General features: G+C 74.9%; 17 protein-coding genes. 9 read left to right on the forward strand and 8 right to left on the reverse strand.

Annotated features, from left to right (window positions below; genetic code table 11):
• Nucleotides 1-68: 68 nt before the first annotated feature.
• Entirely contained in the window at nucleotides 69-1,403 is a 1,335-nt protein-coding gene (locus tag K1Y72_RS19935; protein ID WP_308287151.1) for a UDP-glucose dehydrogenase family protein, read from the forward strand.
• Nucleotides 1,404-1,410: 7 nt separating this feature from the next.
• Here the strand turns inward: K1Y72_RS19935 and K1Y72_RS19940 are convergent, their stop codons facing one another.
• Nucleotides 1,411-2,319: a zinc-binding dehydrogenase gene (locus K1Y72_RS19940; RefSeq protein ID WP_220167897.1), complete on the reverse strand. Its 909-nt coding sequence runs from the start codon at nucleotides 2,317-2,319 to the stop codon at nucleotides 1,411-1,413.
• Nucleotides 2,320-2,402: 83 nt separating this feature from the next.
• Between K1Y72_RS19940 and K1Y72_RS19945 the strand changes: the two genes are divergently transcribed.
• The 4 genes from K1Y72_RS19945 (at nucleotide 2,403) to K1Y72_RS19960 (ending at nucleotide 4,851) form a co-directional block, all read left to right on the forward strand.
• A complete protein-coding gene (locus K1Y72_RS19945; protein ID WP_220167898.1) occupies nucleotides 2,403-3,026 on the forward strand; it encodes a TetR/AcrR family transcriptional regulator in 624 nt (207 codons plus the stop codon).
• Nucleotides 3,027-3,119: 93 nt separating this feature from the next.
• Entirely contained in the window at nucleotides 3,120-3,701 is a 582-nt protein-coding gene (locus tag K1Y72_RS19950) for a Uma2 family endonuclease (protein ID WP_220167899.1), read from the forward strand.
• A 143-nt stretch (nucleotides 3,702-3,844) separates the two neighbouring features.
• The gene (locus tag K1Y72_RS19955) at nucleotides 3,845-4,438 is read left to right on the forward strand and encodes a Uma2 family endonuclease (RefSeq protein ID WP_220167900.1); all 594 of its coding nucleotides are present in this window, start codon (nucleotides 3,845-3,847) and stop codon (nucleotides 4,436-4,438) included.
• A gap of 17 nt (nucleotides 4,439-4,455) precedes the next feature.
• On the forward strand, nucleotides 4,456-4,851 hold the full coding sequence (locus tag K1Y72_RS19960; RefSeq protein ID WP_220167901.1) for a CoA-binding protein: 396 nt from the start codon (nucleotides 4,456-4,458) through the stop codon (nucleotides 4,849-4,851).
• Here K1Y72_RS19960 and K1Y72_RS19965 read toward each other — a convergent pair.
• Nucleotides 4,848-5,321: an SRPBCC family protein gene (locus K1Y72_RS19965; RefSeq protein WP_220167902.1), complete on the reverse strand. Its 474-nt coding sequence runs from the start codon at nucleotides 5,319-5,321 to the stop codon at nucleotides 4,848-4,850. The genes K1Y72_RS19960 and K1Y72_RS19965 overlap by 4 nt on opposite strands.
• Before the next feature lie 119 nt (nucleotides 5,322-5,440).
• Here K1Y72_RS19965 and K1Y72_RS19970 point away from each other — a divergent pair, with 119 nt between their 5' ends.
• On the forward strand, nucleotides 5,441-6,688 hold the full coding sequence (locus K1Y72_RS19970; protein ID WP_308287153.1) for an ion channel protein: 1,248 nt from the start codon (nucleotides 5,441-5,443) through the stop codon (nucleotides 6,686-6,688).
• Nucleotides 6,689-7,006: 318 nt separating this feature from the next.
• Entirely contained in the window at nucleotides 7,007-7,522 is a 516-nt protein-coding gene (locus K1Y72_RS19975) for a hypothetical protein (RefSeq protein WP_220167903.1), read from the forward strand.
• A gap of 117 nt (nucleotides 7,523-7,639) precedes the next feature.
• Here K1Y72_RS19975 and K1Y72_RS19980 read toward each other — a convergent pair whose 3' ends face one another.
• Nucleotides 7,640-7,954 (reverse strand): winged helix-turn-helix transcriptional regulator, encoded by a 315-nt coding sequence (locus K1Y72_RS19980; protein WP_308287154.1) that lies wholly within the window; start codon nucleotides 7,952-7,954, stop codon nucleotides 7,640-7,642.
• A 103-nt stretch (nucleotides 7,955-8,057) separates the two neighbouring features.
• Here K1Y72_RS19980 and K1Y72_RS19985 point away from each other — a divergent pair, with 103 nt between their 5' ends.
• Complete coding sequence (locus K1Y72_RS19985; protein WP_220167905.1) at nucleotides 8,058-8,711, forward strand: NADPH-dependent F420 reductase; 654 nt, start codon at nucleotides 8,058-8,060, stop codon at nucleotides 8,709-8,711.
• Between the two features lie 13 nt (nucleotides 8,712-8,724).
• Here the strand turns inward: K1Y72_RS19985 and K1Y72_RS19990 are convergent, their stop codons facing one another.
• The 3 genes from K1Y72_RS19990 to K1Y72_RS20000 form a co-directional block, all read right to left on the reverse strand.
• Complete coding sequence (locus K1Y72_RS19990; RefSeq protein ID WP_220167906.1) at nucleotides 8,725-9,165, reverse strand: PaaI family thioesterase; 441 nt, start codon at nucleotides 9,163-9,165, stop codon at nucleotides 8,725-8,727.
• A gap of 254 nt (nucleotides 9,166-9,419) precedes the next feature.
• A complete protein-coding gene (gene purE / locus K1Y72_RS19995) occupies nucleotides 9,420-9,926 on the reverse strand; it encodes a 5-(carboxyamino)imidazole ribonucleotide mutase (RefSeq protein WP_220167907.1) in 507 nt (168 codons plus the stop codon).
• Nucleotides 9,923-11,104: a 5-(carboxyamino)imidazole ribonucleotide synthase gene (locus K1Y72_RS20000; RefSeq protein ID WP_220167908.1), complete on the reverse strand. Its 1,182-nt coding sequence runs from the start codon at nucleotides 11,102-11,104 to the stop codon at nucleotides 9,923-9,925. The genes purE and K1Y72_RS20000 overlap by 4 nt, the downstream gene beginning before the upstream one ends.
• A 250-nt stretch (nucleotides 11,105-11,354) precedes the next feature.
• Between K1Y72_RS20000 and K1Y72_RS20005 the strand changes: the two genes are divergently transcribed.
• On the forward strand, nucleotides 11,355-11,936 hold the full coding sequence (locus K1Y72_RS20005; RefSeq protein WP_220167909.1) for a GtrA family protein: 582 nt from the start codon (nucleotides 11,355-11,357) through the stop codon (nucleotides 11,934-11,936).
• Between the two features lie 4 nt (nucleotides 11,937-11,940).
• Here the strand turns inward: K1Y72_RS20005 and K1Y72_RS20010 are convergent, their stop codons facing one another.
• Together K1Y72_RS20010 and K1Y72_RS20015 are read right to left on the reverse strand one after the other, a co-directional pair.
• The gene (locus K1Y72_RS20010; protein ID WP_220167910.1) at nucleotides 11,941-13,218 is read right to left on the reverse strand and encodes a sensor histidine kinase; all 1,278 of its coding nucleotides are present in this window, start codon (nucleotides 13,216-13,218) and stop codon (nucleotides 11,941-11,943) included.
• A 102-nt stretch (nucleotides 13,219-13,320) separates the two neighbouring features.
• Nucleotides 13,321-13,992: a response regulator transcription factor gene (locus K1Y72_RS20015; protein ID WP_220167911.1), complete on the reverse strand. Its 672-nt coding sequence runs from the start codon at nucleotides 13,990-13,992 to the stop codon at nucleotides 13,321-13,323.
• Between the last annotated feature and the right edge of the window lie 96 nt (nucleotides 13,993-14,088).

Below are 14,088 nucleotides of genomic sequence, written 5' to 3' on the forward strand. Positions count from 1 at the left end.
CGGCGGCGCAGGTGCCACCCGGGGCGGGTCCGCCCGCGGGGACGTCAGCAGCAGAGAGGAACAACGCCGTGACGCACCGCCTGACGGTGATCGGGACCGGTTACCTGGGCGCCACGCACGCCGCCTGCATGGCCGACCTCGGCTTCGAGGTCCTCGGCCTGGACGTGGACGCGGCGCGGATCGCCCGCCTCGCCGGCGGCGACCTGCCCTTCTACGAGCCGGGCCTGCCCGAGCTGCTCCGCAAGGGCCTCGCCTCCGGGCGGCTCCGCTTCACCACCTCCTACGCCGAGGCCGCCGAGTTCGGCGACGTCCACTTCGTCTGCGTCGGCACGCCGCAGAAGGCCGGCGAGTACGCCGCCGACATGTCGTACGTGGACGCCGCGATCGACGCCCTCGCGCCGCTGCTCGCCCGGCCCGCGCTCGTCGTCGGCAAGTCCACCGTCCCGGTCGGGACGGCCGAGCGGCTCGCCGCCCGCCTCGCCCGGCTCGCGCCGGCGGGCGACGGCGCCGTCCTCGCCTGGAACCCCGAGTTCCTGCGCGAGGGCTTCGCCTGCCACGACACCCTGCACCCCGACCGGATCGTCGTCGGCCTGCCCGGCGACGCGGCCGCGGCGGCGGGCGCCGAGGCGGCGCTGCGCGAGGTGTACGCGCCGATGCTGGCGGGCGGCACGCCGTTCATCACCGCCGACTACCCGACGTCGGAGCTGGTCAAGGTGTCGGCGAACGCCTTCCTCGCCACCAAGATCTCCTTCATCAACGCGATGGCCGAGGTCTGCGAGGCCGCGCACGCCGACGTCACCAAGCTGTCGGAGGCTTTGTCGCACGACGACCGCATCGGCGGCAAGTTCCTCGGGCCCGGCCTCGGCTTCGGCGGCGGCTGCCTGCCGAAGGACATCCGCGCGTTCATGGCGCGCGCGGGCGAGCTCGGCGCCGACCAGGCGCTCACCTTCCTGCGCGAGGTCGACGAGATCAACATCCGCCGCCGCATCCGCATGGTCGACATCGCCCGGACCCTGCTCGGCGGCTCGTTCATCGGCCGCACCGTCGGCGTCCTCGGCGCCGCGTTCAAGCCCGAGTCCGACGACGTCCGCGACTCCCCCGCCCTCGACGTGGCCGCCACCATCCACGCCCAGGGCGGCAAGGTCACCGTCTACGACCCGCAGGCGATGGCGAACGCGCGGCGCGCGCAGCCGTCCCTGTCGTTCGGCGAGTCCGCCCTCGACGCGGCGCGCGGCGCGCACGTCGTGCTGCTGCTGACCGAGTGGGCCGAGTTCCGCGAGATGGCCCCGGGCGGGCTGGCGGCGGCCGTCGCCGAACGCAACATCGTCGACGGCCGCAACGCCCTGGACCCGGAGGTCTGGCGCGCGGCGGGCTGGACCTACCGCGCCCTCGGCCGCCCCTGACGGCGCGTCAGCCGACGTCCAGGACGGCCTTGCCGTGCAGGCGGCGGTCGAGCAGGAGCCGGACCGCCTCCGCCGCCTTCTCCCAGGAGCCGCGCCAGGAGATCTGCGGGTCCAGGTCGCCCGCCGCGACCCGCTCGGCGAGCCACGCCAGGTCGCGGGCGAGGCCGGCGCAGGCGGGCAGGAAGAACGTGACGATCGACCGGTCGTGGCGGCCGGCGTCGCCGAACAGGGCGCCGTAGGGCAGGTGCTCGGCGGCCCCGGCGGCGTGGCCCGCCGCGACCAGCGTGCCGCCCTCGGCGAGGCGGGCGTGGGCCTCGACGAGCGTCGCCCCGCCCACCAGGTCCAGCACGCCGTCCACCGGCGCGTCGAGGTCGGCGGGCGAGGCGACGGCTTCGTGCGCGCCGAGCTCGCGCAGCCCGTCGGCGTGCCGCCCGGCCGCGATGACGTGCGCGCCGCCCCGCCGGGCGAGCTGCACCGCGTACCGGCCGACGCCGCCGGACGCCCCGGTGACGAGGACCCGGCGGCCGAGCAGCGGCCCGAGCCGGTGCAGGGCGCGCAGCGCGCTGCCGCCGGCGACCGGGACGGTCGCGAGCGCGCCGGGGTCGGCGCCGGCCGGGGCGGCGCCGAGGAGCGCGGTGTCCACGGCCCGCAGCTCCGCCCAGGCGCCGTCCATGCCGAGCGTGACGACCGGCGTCCCGGCGGGCGGGCCGGAGCCGTCCGCCGCCGCGGCCTCGACGATCCCGGCGGCGTCCCAGCCGGGCACCGTGCCGTCCGGGGCCTGCGCGAGGACGACCGTCGCCTCGCCGTGGTTGAGGGAGGTCGCCGTCACCCGCACGAGCGCCTGGTGCGGGGCGGGGCGGGGGTCGGGGACCTCCGCGAGGCGGAGACCGGGACCGTCGACGGTCAGGGCGCGCATGTGAACCTCCACCGAGAAGCTTTTGCCACTGAGTGGCATAAACCTACAGGGGGCATCCGCTCCCGCGATACCCTCGGCGGGCGATGAACGAGACGTCCCTGCGCGAACGCAAGAAGCTCCGCACCCGGCACGCCCTGATCGACGCCGCGCTGGCCGGCTTCGCCGAGCACGGCTTCGACGGCGTCACCCTCGACGAGCTGTGCGCGCGGGTCGAGGTGTCCAAGCGGACCTTCTTCCGTTACTTCACCGGCAAGGAGGACGTCGCGTCGTCCCCGACCCAGGACCTGTGGACGGCGTTCCTCGCCGAACTGGAGGCCCGCCCGGCGGGGGACGGCGGCCCGCTGCTGTCCTTCCTCGGCGACCGCCTGCTGGCCGCCCTGGACGCGATGCCCGCCGAAGGCTGGGCGGACCGCGTCCTGCTGAGCCGCCGCGTCGCCGCCGCGACCCCGTCGGTCAGCGCCCACGACCTGCAGTTCTGCGACCGCACCACCCGCGCGTCCCTGGACGTCCTACACCGCCGCTTCGCCGTCCCCGCCGCCCCGGACCCCCGCCCCCGGCTGGCCCTGGACCTGCTCGTCGCCGCCTTCCACCACGCCCTGGACGAGTGGACGCGCGCCCCGTCCCCGACCCGCGACGCCCTGGCCGCCCACCTCCGCGCGACCCTGGCCGCCGCCCCGGGAGCCGTCACCCTGACGCTCGCCCCCTGACCGCCCGCCCGGCGGCGCCGCGGTGCCCTAGCATGGGAGGAGCGATTGCAGAACGTGATCCGTCTTGACACGGATCGTGACGAAGGAGGGGCGATGGGCCCGGCCCGTGAGTACGGTCCCGACCGTGGACCGAACACCGTCGCCGACCTCGACGCCCTGCCCGACGAGGGCAAACGGTACGAACTCGTACACGGCTGGCTGATCGAGATGTCGCCCAGCGCCCTCCACGACTACATGGCCGAAGCGCTCAAGGACCTGCTCCGGCCGCTCACGCCTCCGGGCCACCTCCTCAAAGGCCCGTGGGACGTGCAGATGCCGGAGGGGTCGATCTACTCGCCGGACGTGGTCCTGCTCGACGCCGAGGCCTACCGCAACGCCGCCATCGAGGACCGCCGCGCCGTCACCGGCGACGACGTGCTGTTCGTCGCCGAGGTCCAGCGCCCCCGCAGCGGGAGCTGGAAGACCGTCCACAACACCAAGGTCCGGGATTACGCGCTCGCCGGTATCCCGCACTACTGGATCATCGACCTCAAGGAGACGCCCCGGCTCAGCGTCTACCGGCTCGGGGACGATCGCACCTACCGGCTGGTCGCGCAGACCGAGGGCGCGGAAGCCCTCAACGTCACCGAACCGTTCGCGCTCTCGGTCAAGGTGTCCGATCTGCTTCCGCGCTAGCGCGGCGGGAGAGGACCGGGACCCGGCGGCGGCAAGGAGGACGTCGAGGCGTCCCCGCCCGGCGGCGGCGCGGTGCCCTAGCATGGGAGGAGCGATTGCAGAACGTGCTCCGTCTTGACACGGATCGTGACGAAGGAGGGGCGATGCGCCCGGCCCGTGAGTACGGTCCCGACCGTGGACCGAACACCGTCGCCGACCTCGACGCCCTGCCCGACGAGGGCAAACAGTACGAACTCGCCCACGGCTGGCTGATCCAGATGTCGCCCAGCGTGCAGCATGACGAGACCGTGGAGGACCTCCGGGAGATCCTGGCGCCCGCCGTCCCCGCCGGGTTCTCCCTGCGCAGCCCCTACGACGTGCGGATGCCGGACGGCTCGATCTACAAGCCCGACCTGGCCGTGATCGATACCGAGGCCATCAGAACGGCGCGGCGCGAGGACCGCCGTGCCGTCAGCGGCGACGACCTGCTGCTCGCGGTGGAGGTCCAGCGTCCGGGCAGCGGGAGCAGGAACACCGTCCACATCACCAAGGTGAACGACTACGCCAGGGCGGGCATCCCGCACTACTGGATCCTCGATCTCGACGACGTCCCGGTCCTGTCGGTCTACGCCCTCCGCGAGGGCCGCGTCTACGAACGGATCCACCGGGCGACCGGCGACGAGGTCGCCGAGCTCACCGAGCCGCTCGCCGTCCGCTTCTCGCCCGCTTCCGTCGTCACGGGAAGCCTGGACGGCTGAGCGGGGTTGTTCCCCCCATGGCGGACAACGAGATCGACCGGATGCTGGACGCGCGCGTGTGGGCCTTCGTCGGGCTGAGCGGCGACCGGACGCGCGAGGTGTACCGGCAGGCGAGCCTGATGCAGCAGCGCGGCAAGAAGATCGTCCCGGTGCACCCGGACGGCGGCGAGGTGCTCGGCGAGAAGGTGTACGCCTCGCTCGCCGACGTCCCGGACGCGATCGACGTCGTCGGCGTCTACCGGCGCTCGGAGTTCGCGGGCGCGGTGGTCGACGAGGCCGTCGCCGCGGGCGCCAAGGGCGTGTGGCTGCCGCTGAACGTGATCGACGACAGCGCCGCGCGGCGCGCCCGCGACGCGGGCCTGGACGTCGTCATGGACCACTGCCCCGCCGTCGAGTGGGCCGCCCGCCGCTAGGCGTTCTCGACGGTGCGGGCCAGGATGCCGAGGGTGGCGCGCAGGCCGGCCTCGGGGATGACCGGGAAGACGCCCTTGCCGCGGTACTCCTCGTGGATACGGCTCCAGTCGTAGTACGAGGTGACGCGGGTGCCGCCCTCGATCGGCGCGAGGCGGTAGCCGTACAGGTGCTCCAGCTGGGGGCGGATGCGGCCGCGGACCGTCCACTCGATCAGCGCGTCGGGCTCGTAGGCGGTGATGACGACGGTGACGTCGTAGCGGCCCATCTGCGGGTAGTCGTTGAGGGACTCGCGGTCCATGTGGACGGCGAAGGTGTCGCCCACCGCGCCGACGGGGCCGCCCTCGGCCGACTGGAGCATGCCCGAGCTGTCGATCGCGACGTGCCCGCGCGGGTCGCGCAGCAGCGCGAACACCTCGGCGGGCGTGGCGCGGACGTCACGGGACACCTCGAAACGCTCGATCTCGTCCATCCGGGCATCCTCGCACGGCGGTCCGCGACCGGATCTGGCGGGGACATGCCGGTTCTTGCCCCGTAGCCGACCCGCGGACCGTCCTTCCCTGGGAATGACCTTCCCCGGGAGGTGGTGCGGTGACGTCGGCGCGGACGCTGCTGCCCTCGGTGGTCCCGGCCCTCGCGGTCGGCGTCGGGTCGGGCCTGGTGCTGTACGCGGTGGACGCCGTGGCCGAGGCCGGAGAGCACCTGCTGTGGACGGACCTGCCGCGCGCGTTCGGCGTCCCGGACGGCAGCGGGCTCTGGACGTTCCTCGTCCTCGTCCTCACCGGCGTCCTCGTGGGGCTCGTGCTGTGGCTGGTGCCGGGGCACGGCGGCCCGGACCCGGCGACGGAGGGGCTCGTCGCGCCGCCCGAGCCCGTCCGGGTGCTGCCGAGCCTGCTGCTGGTGACGGTCCTCACGCTCACGGGCGGCGTCAGCCTCGGCCCGGAGAACCCGATCACGGCGGTGAACATCGCGCTCGCGGCCTGGCTCGGCTCCCGCCTCGTGCGGGGGTCGGACGCGGGGTTCTGGCTGGGCCTCGCCGCCGCCGGGACGATCGGCGCGCTGTTCGGGACGCCCGTCGCCGCCGCGCTGATCCTCTCGGAGATGCCGCTCGGCCGCGCCGGCGTCCCGCTGTGGGACCGCCTGTTCGCGCCGCTCATCGCCGCCGCGGCCGGCGCCCTCACGACGGTCCAGCTGGGCGAGCCGCTGGCGGCGATCCCGATGCCCGCCTACCCCGGCTTCCACGCGCTCGACGTCGTCACCGGGTCGGCCACCGCGGCGGCGGCGTGCGGGCTGGGCCTGCTCGCCGTCCTCGCCTTCCCGTACGCGCACGCCGCGTTCCACCGGATCGGGCATCCGCTGCTCATGGTGACGGCGGGCGCGGTGCTGCTCGGGCTGCTCGGCGCGCTCGGCGGCCGGATCACCCTGTTCAAGGGCGTCACCGAGATGGTCGAGCTGGTCGAGACGGAGGGGACGCGGACGGCGGGCGGCCTGCTGCTCGTCGTCGTGGTGAAGCTGGCGGCACTGGTGATCGCCGGGACGTGCGGGTTCCGCGGCGGCCGGATCTTCCCGGCGGTGTTCACCGGCGCGGCGTTCGGGCTGCTCGCCCACCACCTGGTCCCGTCGCTCCCGCTGCCGCTCGCGGTCACCGCGGCCGTCGCGGGCCTGCTCGTCGCCGTCACCCGCCAGGGCTGGCTGAGCCTGTTCACCGCCGCCGCCCTCTCCGGCGACCTGGCGCTGCTCCCCGTGCTCTGCGTGACGATCCTCCCCGCCTGGCTTCTCGCCACGGGCCGCCCCGAAATGCAGATCCGCACGCCCGGCCCCTCCCCCGAACCCGCCTGACGTCGGCAGGGGTAGGGCTGGCCCCCCTGGGGGTTCCGGCGTGGGGGTGGCTCGCCGTCGCCCACGGACTCCTCGGACGGTCCGCGGTGAATCCGCTGCTCCAGCTGCCGACCGTGTTCGCGCCCGCACACCGGCGCCCTCGGCGTCACCCTGCTGACGGCCGTCCCCCTCGGCGCCGTCGCCGCCTGGCTCCTGTCCACCGGCCGCCTCGACGTCCCCGCCGGTCAGCCGGGACGGGCGTGTAGGGCGTGATCGGCGGGGCACCTGCCCGCCGTGGCGACTTGGCGGGATCGCATCAGGACGGCGCCGCTGTGGCAGGTGGCGCTTCTCTCGTTCGTCTACCTCGCGGCGCTGTTCGGCGCCACGGGGCTGACCGTCGCGTTGCTGGTTCCGGCTCGGGTGCGGGCGGCGGTGCCTCTGCTGCTGGCGCTGACCGCGGCGGGCACGGTCCTGTGCGTCGTCGCGGCCGGCCTCGCGCGGTACCACGACCGGCGGACGACCGGCCCTCTGCCCCGGGAGGCGCGGACCGCGCTGGCCCGCGCCGTCCGTACCGGCGAGCTCCCCGACGACCCCGCGCTGGACGGGCCGCTGCTGGCGCTGCTGGAACGGGACGCCGCCGCGCGCGACCGGCTGAGGCGGTGGCGGTTCGTCCTCGTCCCCGTGTTGCTCGCCTGGCTCGCCGTGATCGTCTACACCGGCGAATTCCGCTGGGGCCCGTTTCTCGGCATCCTCGTCACCTCGGTGTTCTCGGCCTTCCTCCAGCGCGGCCGGCGCGACGCCCTCCGCCGCCTGGAGACCGCCGTGCGCGCCCGTCTCGGAGAAGAGGCCACATGAACGATCGCACGCAGCGGCGGGTGTTCGCGGTCGTCCTGGTCGTCGCGGGCGTGGCCGTGCTGTGGACGAGCGTGTTCCTTCGGGCACGGCGCCGCCCGCGCACCCGCTGACCTGCGGCTACATCGCGGCGAGCTCGTCCTGGTGCTCGACGGCCCACGTGGCGAGGTGGGCCAGCGGGCCGCGCGCGAAGGACGCTCCGAGCGGGGTCAGCTCGTAGACGGCGGCGCCGCCCGGCGCCCGCGCGACCAGGCCGTGCGCCACCAGCCGCCGCAGCGACTCCGTCAGCGCCTTGTCGCTCACCCCGGCGATGCGTTCCAGCAGGACGCCGCGCCGGGTCGGGCCGGGGCGGAGCGCCGAGACGACGACCGGGTCCCACGTGTGGCTGATGAGGTCGGCGGCGGCCCGCACATGGCAGTCCGAAACGAAGGTCACGCAGCCTGTTCCCGTCACCCCTCCAGTATCCCCGCCCGCTCCTACCGAATGGTAGGAACCGGCCTCCTAGCGTCGTCCGGAACACCTGACGAAGGAGAGTCGCATGAGGATCGGACTGCTGGGCACGGGGAACCTCGCCGTGATGCTGGGGAGCGCGTGGGCGGCCGCCGGGCACGACCTCGCGGTCACCGGCCGCGACGCCGGCCGCGCGAAGGCCGCCGCGGAGGCGATCGGCGCCGCCGCGACGCCCGTCGAGCCGGGCCGGCTCGCGGACGGGGCGGACGCCGTCGTGGTCGCGATCTCCTGGACCGGCCTGGCGGACGCGCTGCGCCTGGTCGGCGGCCCGGACGGCGCGCTGGCGGGCACGACCGTCATCGACGCCACCAACCCCGTCGACTTCGCGACCGGGCGCCTGCTCCTGGAGACGGGATCGGCCGCCGAGCTCGTCGCCGGGCTCGCGGCGGGCGCCCACGTGGTCAAGGCGCTGCACCTGTTCGCGGGCGCGTCGTGGCCTTTCGCGGGCGAGGCGGACGCCGCGCCCGTCGTCGCGCTCTGCGGCGACGACGCCGGCGCGCTCGCCCGCACCGCCGAGCTCGTCGGCGGCCTCGGCGCGCGGTCGGCGGTGCTCGGCGGCCTGGACGCCGCCCGGCAGGCCGAGGAGGCGGCCGGGTTCGTCATGCGGGTCGTCGCGGCGGGCGCGAACCCGCGCCGCGCCGTCCCGGACGTCGATCCGGCCCTGCTCCGCGCGGCCGGCTGACCCGCGCCGCGCGTCAGGGGCCGCCGTCCTGGATCTTGGCGGTGGCGGTCGCGACGGCGACGGGGCGGTCCCGCGCGTCGAGCAGCTCGCCCGCCAGGAACGCGATCTCGCGCCCGCGCCGCACGACCCTGCCCCGGCCGACGAGGCGGCCGGGGCGGGCCGGGCGCAGGAACTGCACGTGCAGGTCGAGGGTCGGCGCGAACGCGCCCTCGGGCAGCAGCGCCGCGAGCGCCGGGTTGAGGGTGTCGTCGAGCATCGCCGCGAGGAAGCCGCCCTGGATCGCCCCGGCGGGGTTGGTGAACCGCTCGTCGGCGGTGAACGCGACCTCCACCGTCCCGGCGCCGGCGTCGACCGCCACCGGCTCCCAGCCGAGCAGGACCGCCGAGGGCGGCACGGGCCGCCGCCCCGCCAGGACGTCCCAGAAGTAGCCGCGCCGCTCCGCGTCCCCAGTCATGATCCTTATTGAAGCAAGCCGCGCCCGGCCGCCCGCGGGCGGCTCCGGGCGGCGCCGTCCAGCCGATGCCCTGGAGTCCCTGTGGCCGCCCGCCCAGACGTCGGACTGGCCGCTCGCCCCCTCCCCGCACCCACGACCACCCGGTCACCGCTCGTTGACTTGCGGCGTGTTGCCCTCTGGGAGCGCTCCCAGCGGGCAACACGCCGCAAGTCAACGGCGGGTGGGCGGGTGGTCACCAGCGGGGGGTGGCGGGGTCAGCGGGACGCGCGGAGGCGCTCGCCCTTGGCCTTGGCCTGGGTGTAGAGGTCGCGCTGGAAGGCGGTCATCTTCGCGCGGAGCGCCGGGTCGGCCGCGGCGAGGATGCGGACGGCGAGCAGCCCGGCGTTGCGGGCCGCGCCGACCGCGACGGTCGCGACCGGCACGCCCGCCGGCATCTGCACGATCGACAGCAGCGAGTCCATGCCGTCCAGGTACTTCAGCGGCACCGGGACGCCGATCACCGGCAGCGGCGTGACGGACGCCAGCATGCCCGGCAGGTGCGCCGCGCCGCCCGCGCCCGCGATGATGACGGCGAGCCCGCGGGCCGCCGCCTCCTCGCCGTAGGCGATCATGTCGTGCGGCATGCGGTGCGCCGACACCACGTCCGCCTCGTGGCCGACGCCGAACTCCTCCAGCGCCTCGGCCGCCGCCTTCATGACGGGCCAGTCCGAGTCGCTGCCCATCACGACGCCCACCCGCACGGGCGCGCCCGCCTCGCTCATCGGTGCTCCCCCATCGCCGAGCCCCAGCGCAGGAAGTCGGCCGCGTGCCGGGCGCGGGCGCGGACCTCGGCCAGGTCCTCGCCGAGCGCCGTCACGTGCCCGATCTTGCGTCCGGGGCGCACGTCCTTGCCGTAGAAGTGCACCTTGACGGCCGGGTCGTGGGCCATCACGTGCAGGTACCGCGGGTAGATCGCGGCCTTGTCGCCGCCGAGCACGTTCGCCATGACGACGACGGGCGCGGCGAGGTCGGCCGAGCCGAGCGGCAGGTCGAGGACGGCGCGCAGGTGCTGCTCGAACTGCGACGTGCGGGCGCCCTCGATCGTCCAGTGCCCGGAGTTGTGCGGCCGCATCGCCAGCTCGTTGACGAGCAGCCCGCCGCCCTCGGTCTCGAACAGCTCGACCGCGAGCAGCCCGGTGACGTCCAGCGCGTCGGCGATCCGCAGCGCGAGGCTCTGCGCCTCGGCCCGCAGGTCGCCGGACAGGTCCGGGGCGGGGGCGAGCACCTCGACGCAGATGCCGTCCTCCTGGACGGTCTCCACGACGGGGTAGGCGGCGCCCTGGCCGTGCGGGGAGCGCGCGACGAGCGCGGCGAGCTCGCGGCGGAACGGCACGAACGCCTCCGCCATCAGCGGGACGCCGGACGCGACCAGGTCGCCGACCAGATCGGCCGCGTCGGCGGGCTCGCGGACCACCCAGACGCCCTTGCCGTCGTAGCCGCCGCGGGTCGCCTTGAGGACGACCGGCCAGCCGTGCTCGGCGCCGAACGCCTCCACCGCCTCGGCGGCGCCGTCCGCCGGGATCGGCGCGTACGCCGGGCAGGGCGCGCCGAGCGCGGTCAGCCGGTCGCGCATGACCAGCTTGTCCTGGGCGTGGGCGAGGGCGGGGGCGCCGGGGCGGCAGGGGACGCCGGTCGCGGTGACGGCCGCGATGTGCTCGCCGGGGACGTGCTCGTGGTCGAAGGTGACCACGTCGCAGCCGTCGGCGAAGGCCAGCAGGTCGTCCAGGCCGCGGTCGTCGCCGACGCGGACGTCGGTGACGACCTGCGCCGCCGACTCCGCCGGGCCGCCCGCGAGCACCCGCAGGTGCACGCCGAGCGCGATCGCCGCCTGCTGGGTCATGCGGGCCAGCTGGCCGCCGCCCGCCATGCCCACCACGGGCATCTGAGCTGCATCTGTCACGGCGGTAAGGCTATCCGGCGCCGCCCCGTGACCGGATACCGGCGAACGTTCGAGAGCGCCCCGGCGTCCAATCCGGTATGCCCCTCTCGTCCGGACTCGCCGTGGAATGGCCGAGGCCCCCCGGGAACGTCCGCGTTCCGGCGCCGGACGCCCCGGGTGCGTCTATCCTCGTGCTACCTCCTGCTGCACATCCGCTGGTCGCCACCGTGCCCGTACCCCGCCGGTGCCCCGAAAAGGACGGTCCCCTTCCGTGAGCCTGCTCACCGGTCTCCACCGGCGCTTCGCGCACCTCGTGCACGAGCTCCTGAAGTTCGGCAGCGTCGGCGCGCTCGCCTTCGCCATCACCCTGGCCACCGGCAACGCGCTGCACGTCGGCCTCGGGCTCGGCGAGCTCACCGCCACCGGGATCGCCACCGTGGTCGCCACCACGTTCGCCTACCTCGCCAACCGGTACTGGACGTTCCGGCACCGCGACCAGAGCGGCCTCGGCCGCGAGTACGTGCTGTTCTTCGCGCTGAACGGCGTCGGCCTGGTGATCACCTGGCTGTTCCAGGGCGTCACCAAGTTCGTGCTGGACCTGCACGGCCCGCTCGCCTACAACGCCTCGCTGATCATCGGGACGGCGGCGGCGACGCTGTTCCGCTACTGGTCCTACAAGCGCTGGGTGTTCCTGCCGCCGGACGCGCCGCCCGTCGCGCCCGCCTCCGGCCTGCCCGAGGCCCCCGAGGCCCCCGAGGCCCCCGAGCCGCCCCGGCCCGGGCATCCCGGCGGGCGCCGCCTCGGCTCCCCGCCGCGCCCCGAGGGCTACGCCGAGTTCACCGGCACCCGCTGAACCGTCACGTCGGGCCGATGACGACCCGCTCCTCGGCGAGGCGGGCCTCCGCCGCCGGCCGCAGGAAGATCCCGAAGACGGCGGGGCGGGCCCCGACGAGCTCCAGCCGGCCGCCGTCGACGACGGCCAGCGAGCGGGCCAGGTAGAGCCCGAGGCCGGTGCCCTTGCCGCTGGACACGCTCCGCTCGAAGATGCGCGCCTCCAGCTCGGGCGGGATGCCCGCGCCCTCGTCGCCGACCTCGACGACGACCGAGCCCGCGCCGGGCTTGGTGCGGATGGTGACGGTGCCCGAGCCGTGCACGAGCGAGTTGTCCAGCAGCGTCGCGACGATCTGCGACAGGCCCTCGGGGCTGGTGACGGCGGCGAGGTCGCGCTCGCCGGTCAGCTCGATGGCGCGGCCGTCGCGGCGGAAGATCGGCCGCCACTCCTCGATCTGCTGGGCGATGATCTGGTCGATCGGCGCGGCGACCGCCTGCCCCGTCCGGTCGTGCCGGGCGCGCGCGAGGAGCTGCTCGACGACGGCGACGAGCCGCTCGGCCTGGGCGATCGCCGCCGCGCCCTCCTCCCGCACGACGTCGGGGTACTCGGCGGCCTCGATCATCTCCTCCAGCCGCATGGACAGCGCGGTCAGCGGCGTGCGCAGCTGGTGGCTGGCGTCGGAGGCGAACTCGCGGCTGGCGGCCAGCAGGTCGGCGATGCGGACGGCGCTGCGGTCCAGCACCTCGGCGACCCGGTCGAGCTCGGGGATGCCGTAGCGGCGGCGGCGCGGCCGGGCGTTGCCGGTGCCGAGCCGGTCGGCGGTCTCGGCGAGGTCGACGAGCGGCAGGGTGAGCTTGCGGGCCTGGAACATCGCCAGGCCGACGGTGACGGCGACGCCGAGCAGCGCGAGGCTGCCGATCAGCAGCAGCTGGCGCAGCGCCTCGTCGCGAACCTCCCGCGCGGGGCGCTCCACGACGACGTGGACGCCGCCCGCGGTGGCGGGCGCGGTCAGCAGGTCGGTGCCCGCGGCGGGCTTCGCGCCGGCGGTCACCGTCCGCCCGCCCGGCAGGGTAATGACGATATATCGCCCCGGATAGGTCTGCGCGATCTTGCCGCCGTCGACCCGCTCGCTCGCGCCGAGGTTCAGCGTGACCCCGCCGACGATGGACGCGGCCTCGCGGGCGAGCGACTGCCGCGCCTCCTCGTAGATCAGCTTGTGCGTGGCGTAGGCGAGGGGGATGCCGAGGAGCAGGATCGCCACGACCGCCACCGCGAGCGTCGACAACAACAGCCGGCGCCTCATCAGGGCTCCTTCGAGAAGAGGGGAGCCATGATCATGCGGGCCGCGCCGGGGGCCTCTCGGGACGGCCGGCCCGGCGGTGCCGCATGACCATGGCGGACGGGATCAGTCGCCGCGCTCGAACCGGAAGCCGACGCCGCGCACCGTGGTGATGTAGCGCGGGCTGCCGGCGTCGTCGCCGAGCTTGCGGCGGAGCCAGGAGATGTGCATGTCCAGCGTCTTGGTGGAGCCCCACCAGTTGGTGTCCCACACCTCGCGCATGATCTGCTCGCGGGTCACGACCTTGCCGGCGTCGCGCACCAGCACCCGCAGCAGGTCGAACTCCTTGGTGGTGAGCTGGAGCTCGGTGTCGCCCATCCACGCGCGCCGCGACTCGGCGTCGATGCGGACGCCCTGCACGATCGGCGTCTCGGTGCTGCCGCGGCGGAGCAGCGCCCGCACCCGGGCGAGCAGCTCGGCGAGGCGGAACGGCTTGGTGACGTAGTCGTCGGCGCCGGCGTCCAGGCCGACGACGGTGTCGACCTCGTCGGCGCGGGCGGTCAAGATGAGGATCGGCACGCCGTGCCCCTCGGCACGGACGCGGCGGGCCACCTCCAGCCCGTCCAGCTCGGGCAGCCCGAGGTCGAGCACGATGAGATCAACGCCGCCCCCGAGGGCGCGCTCCAGCGCCTGCGGACCGTCCGGGCTGACTTCGACGGTGTACCCCTCGCGCCGCAGCGCACGGGCGAGAGGCTCGGAGATGGACGTGTCGTCCTCGGCGAGCAGTACTGAGGTCATGAACCGATCGTATGACCATTCATGAACGTTTCCTGGCAACCGCCGCGCTCTTGACCTGCGATTTGCCACTCGTAGTACATCCTCGAACACGGACCT

Origin of the sequence: Actinomadura parmotrematis (genome assembly GCF_019458805.1) — a bacterium.
Lineage (GTDB): Bacteria > Actinomycetota > Actinomycetes > Streptosporangiales > Streptosporangiaceae > Spirillospora > Spirillospora parmotrematis.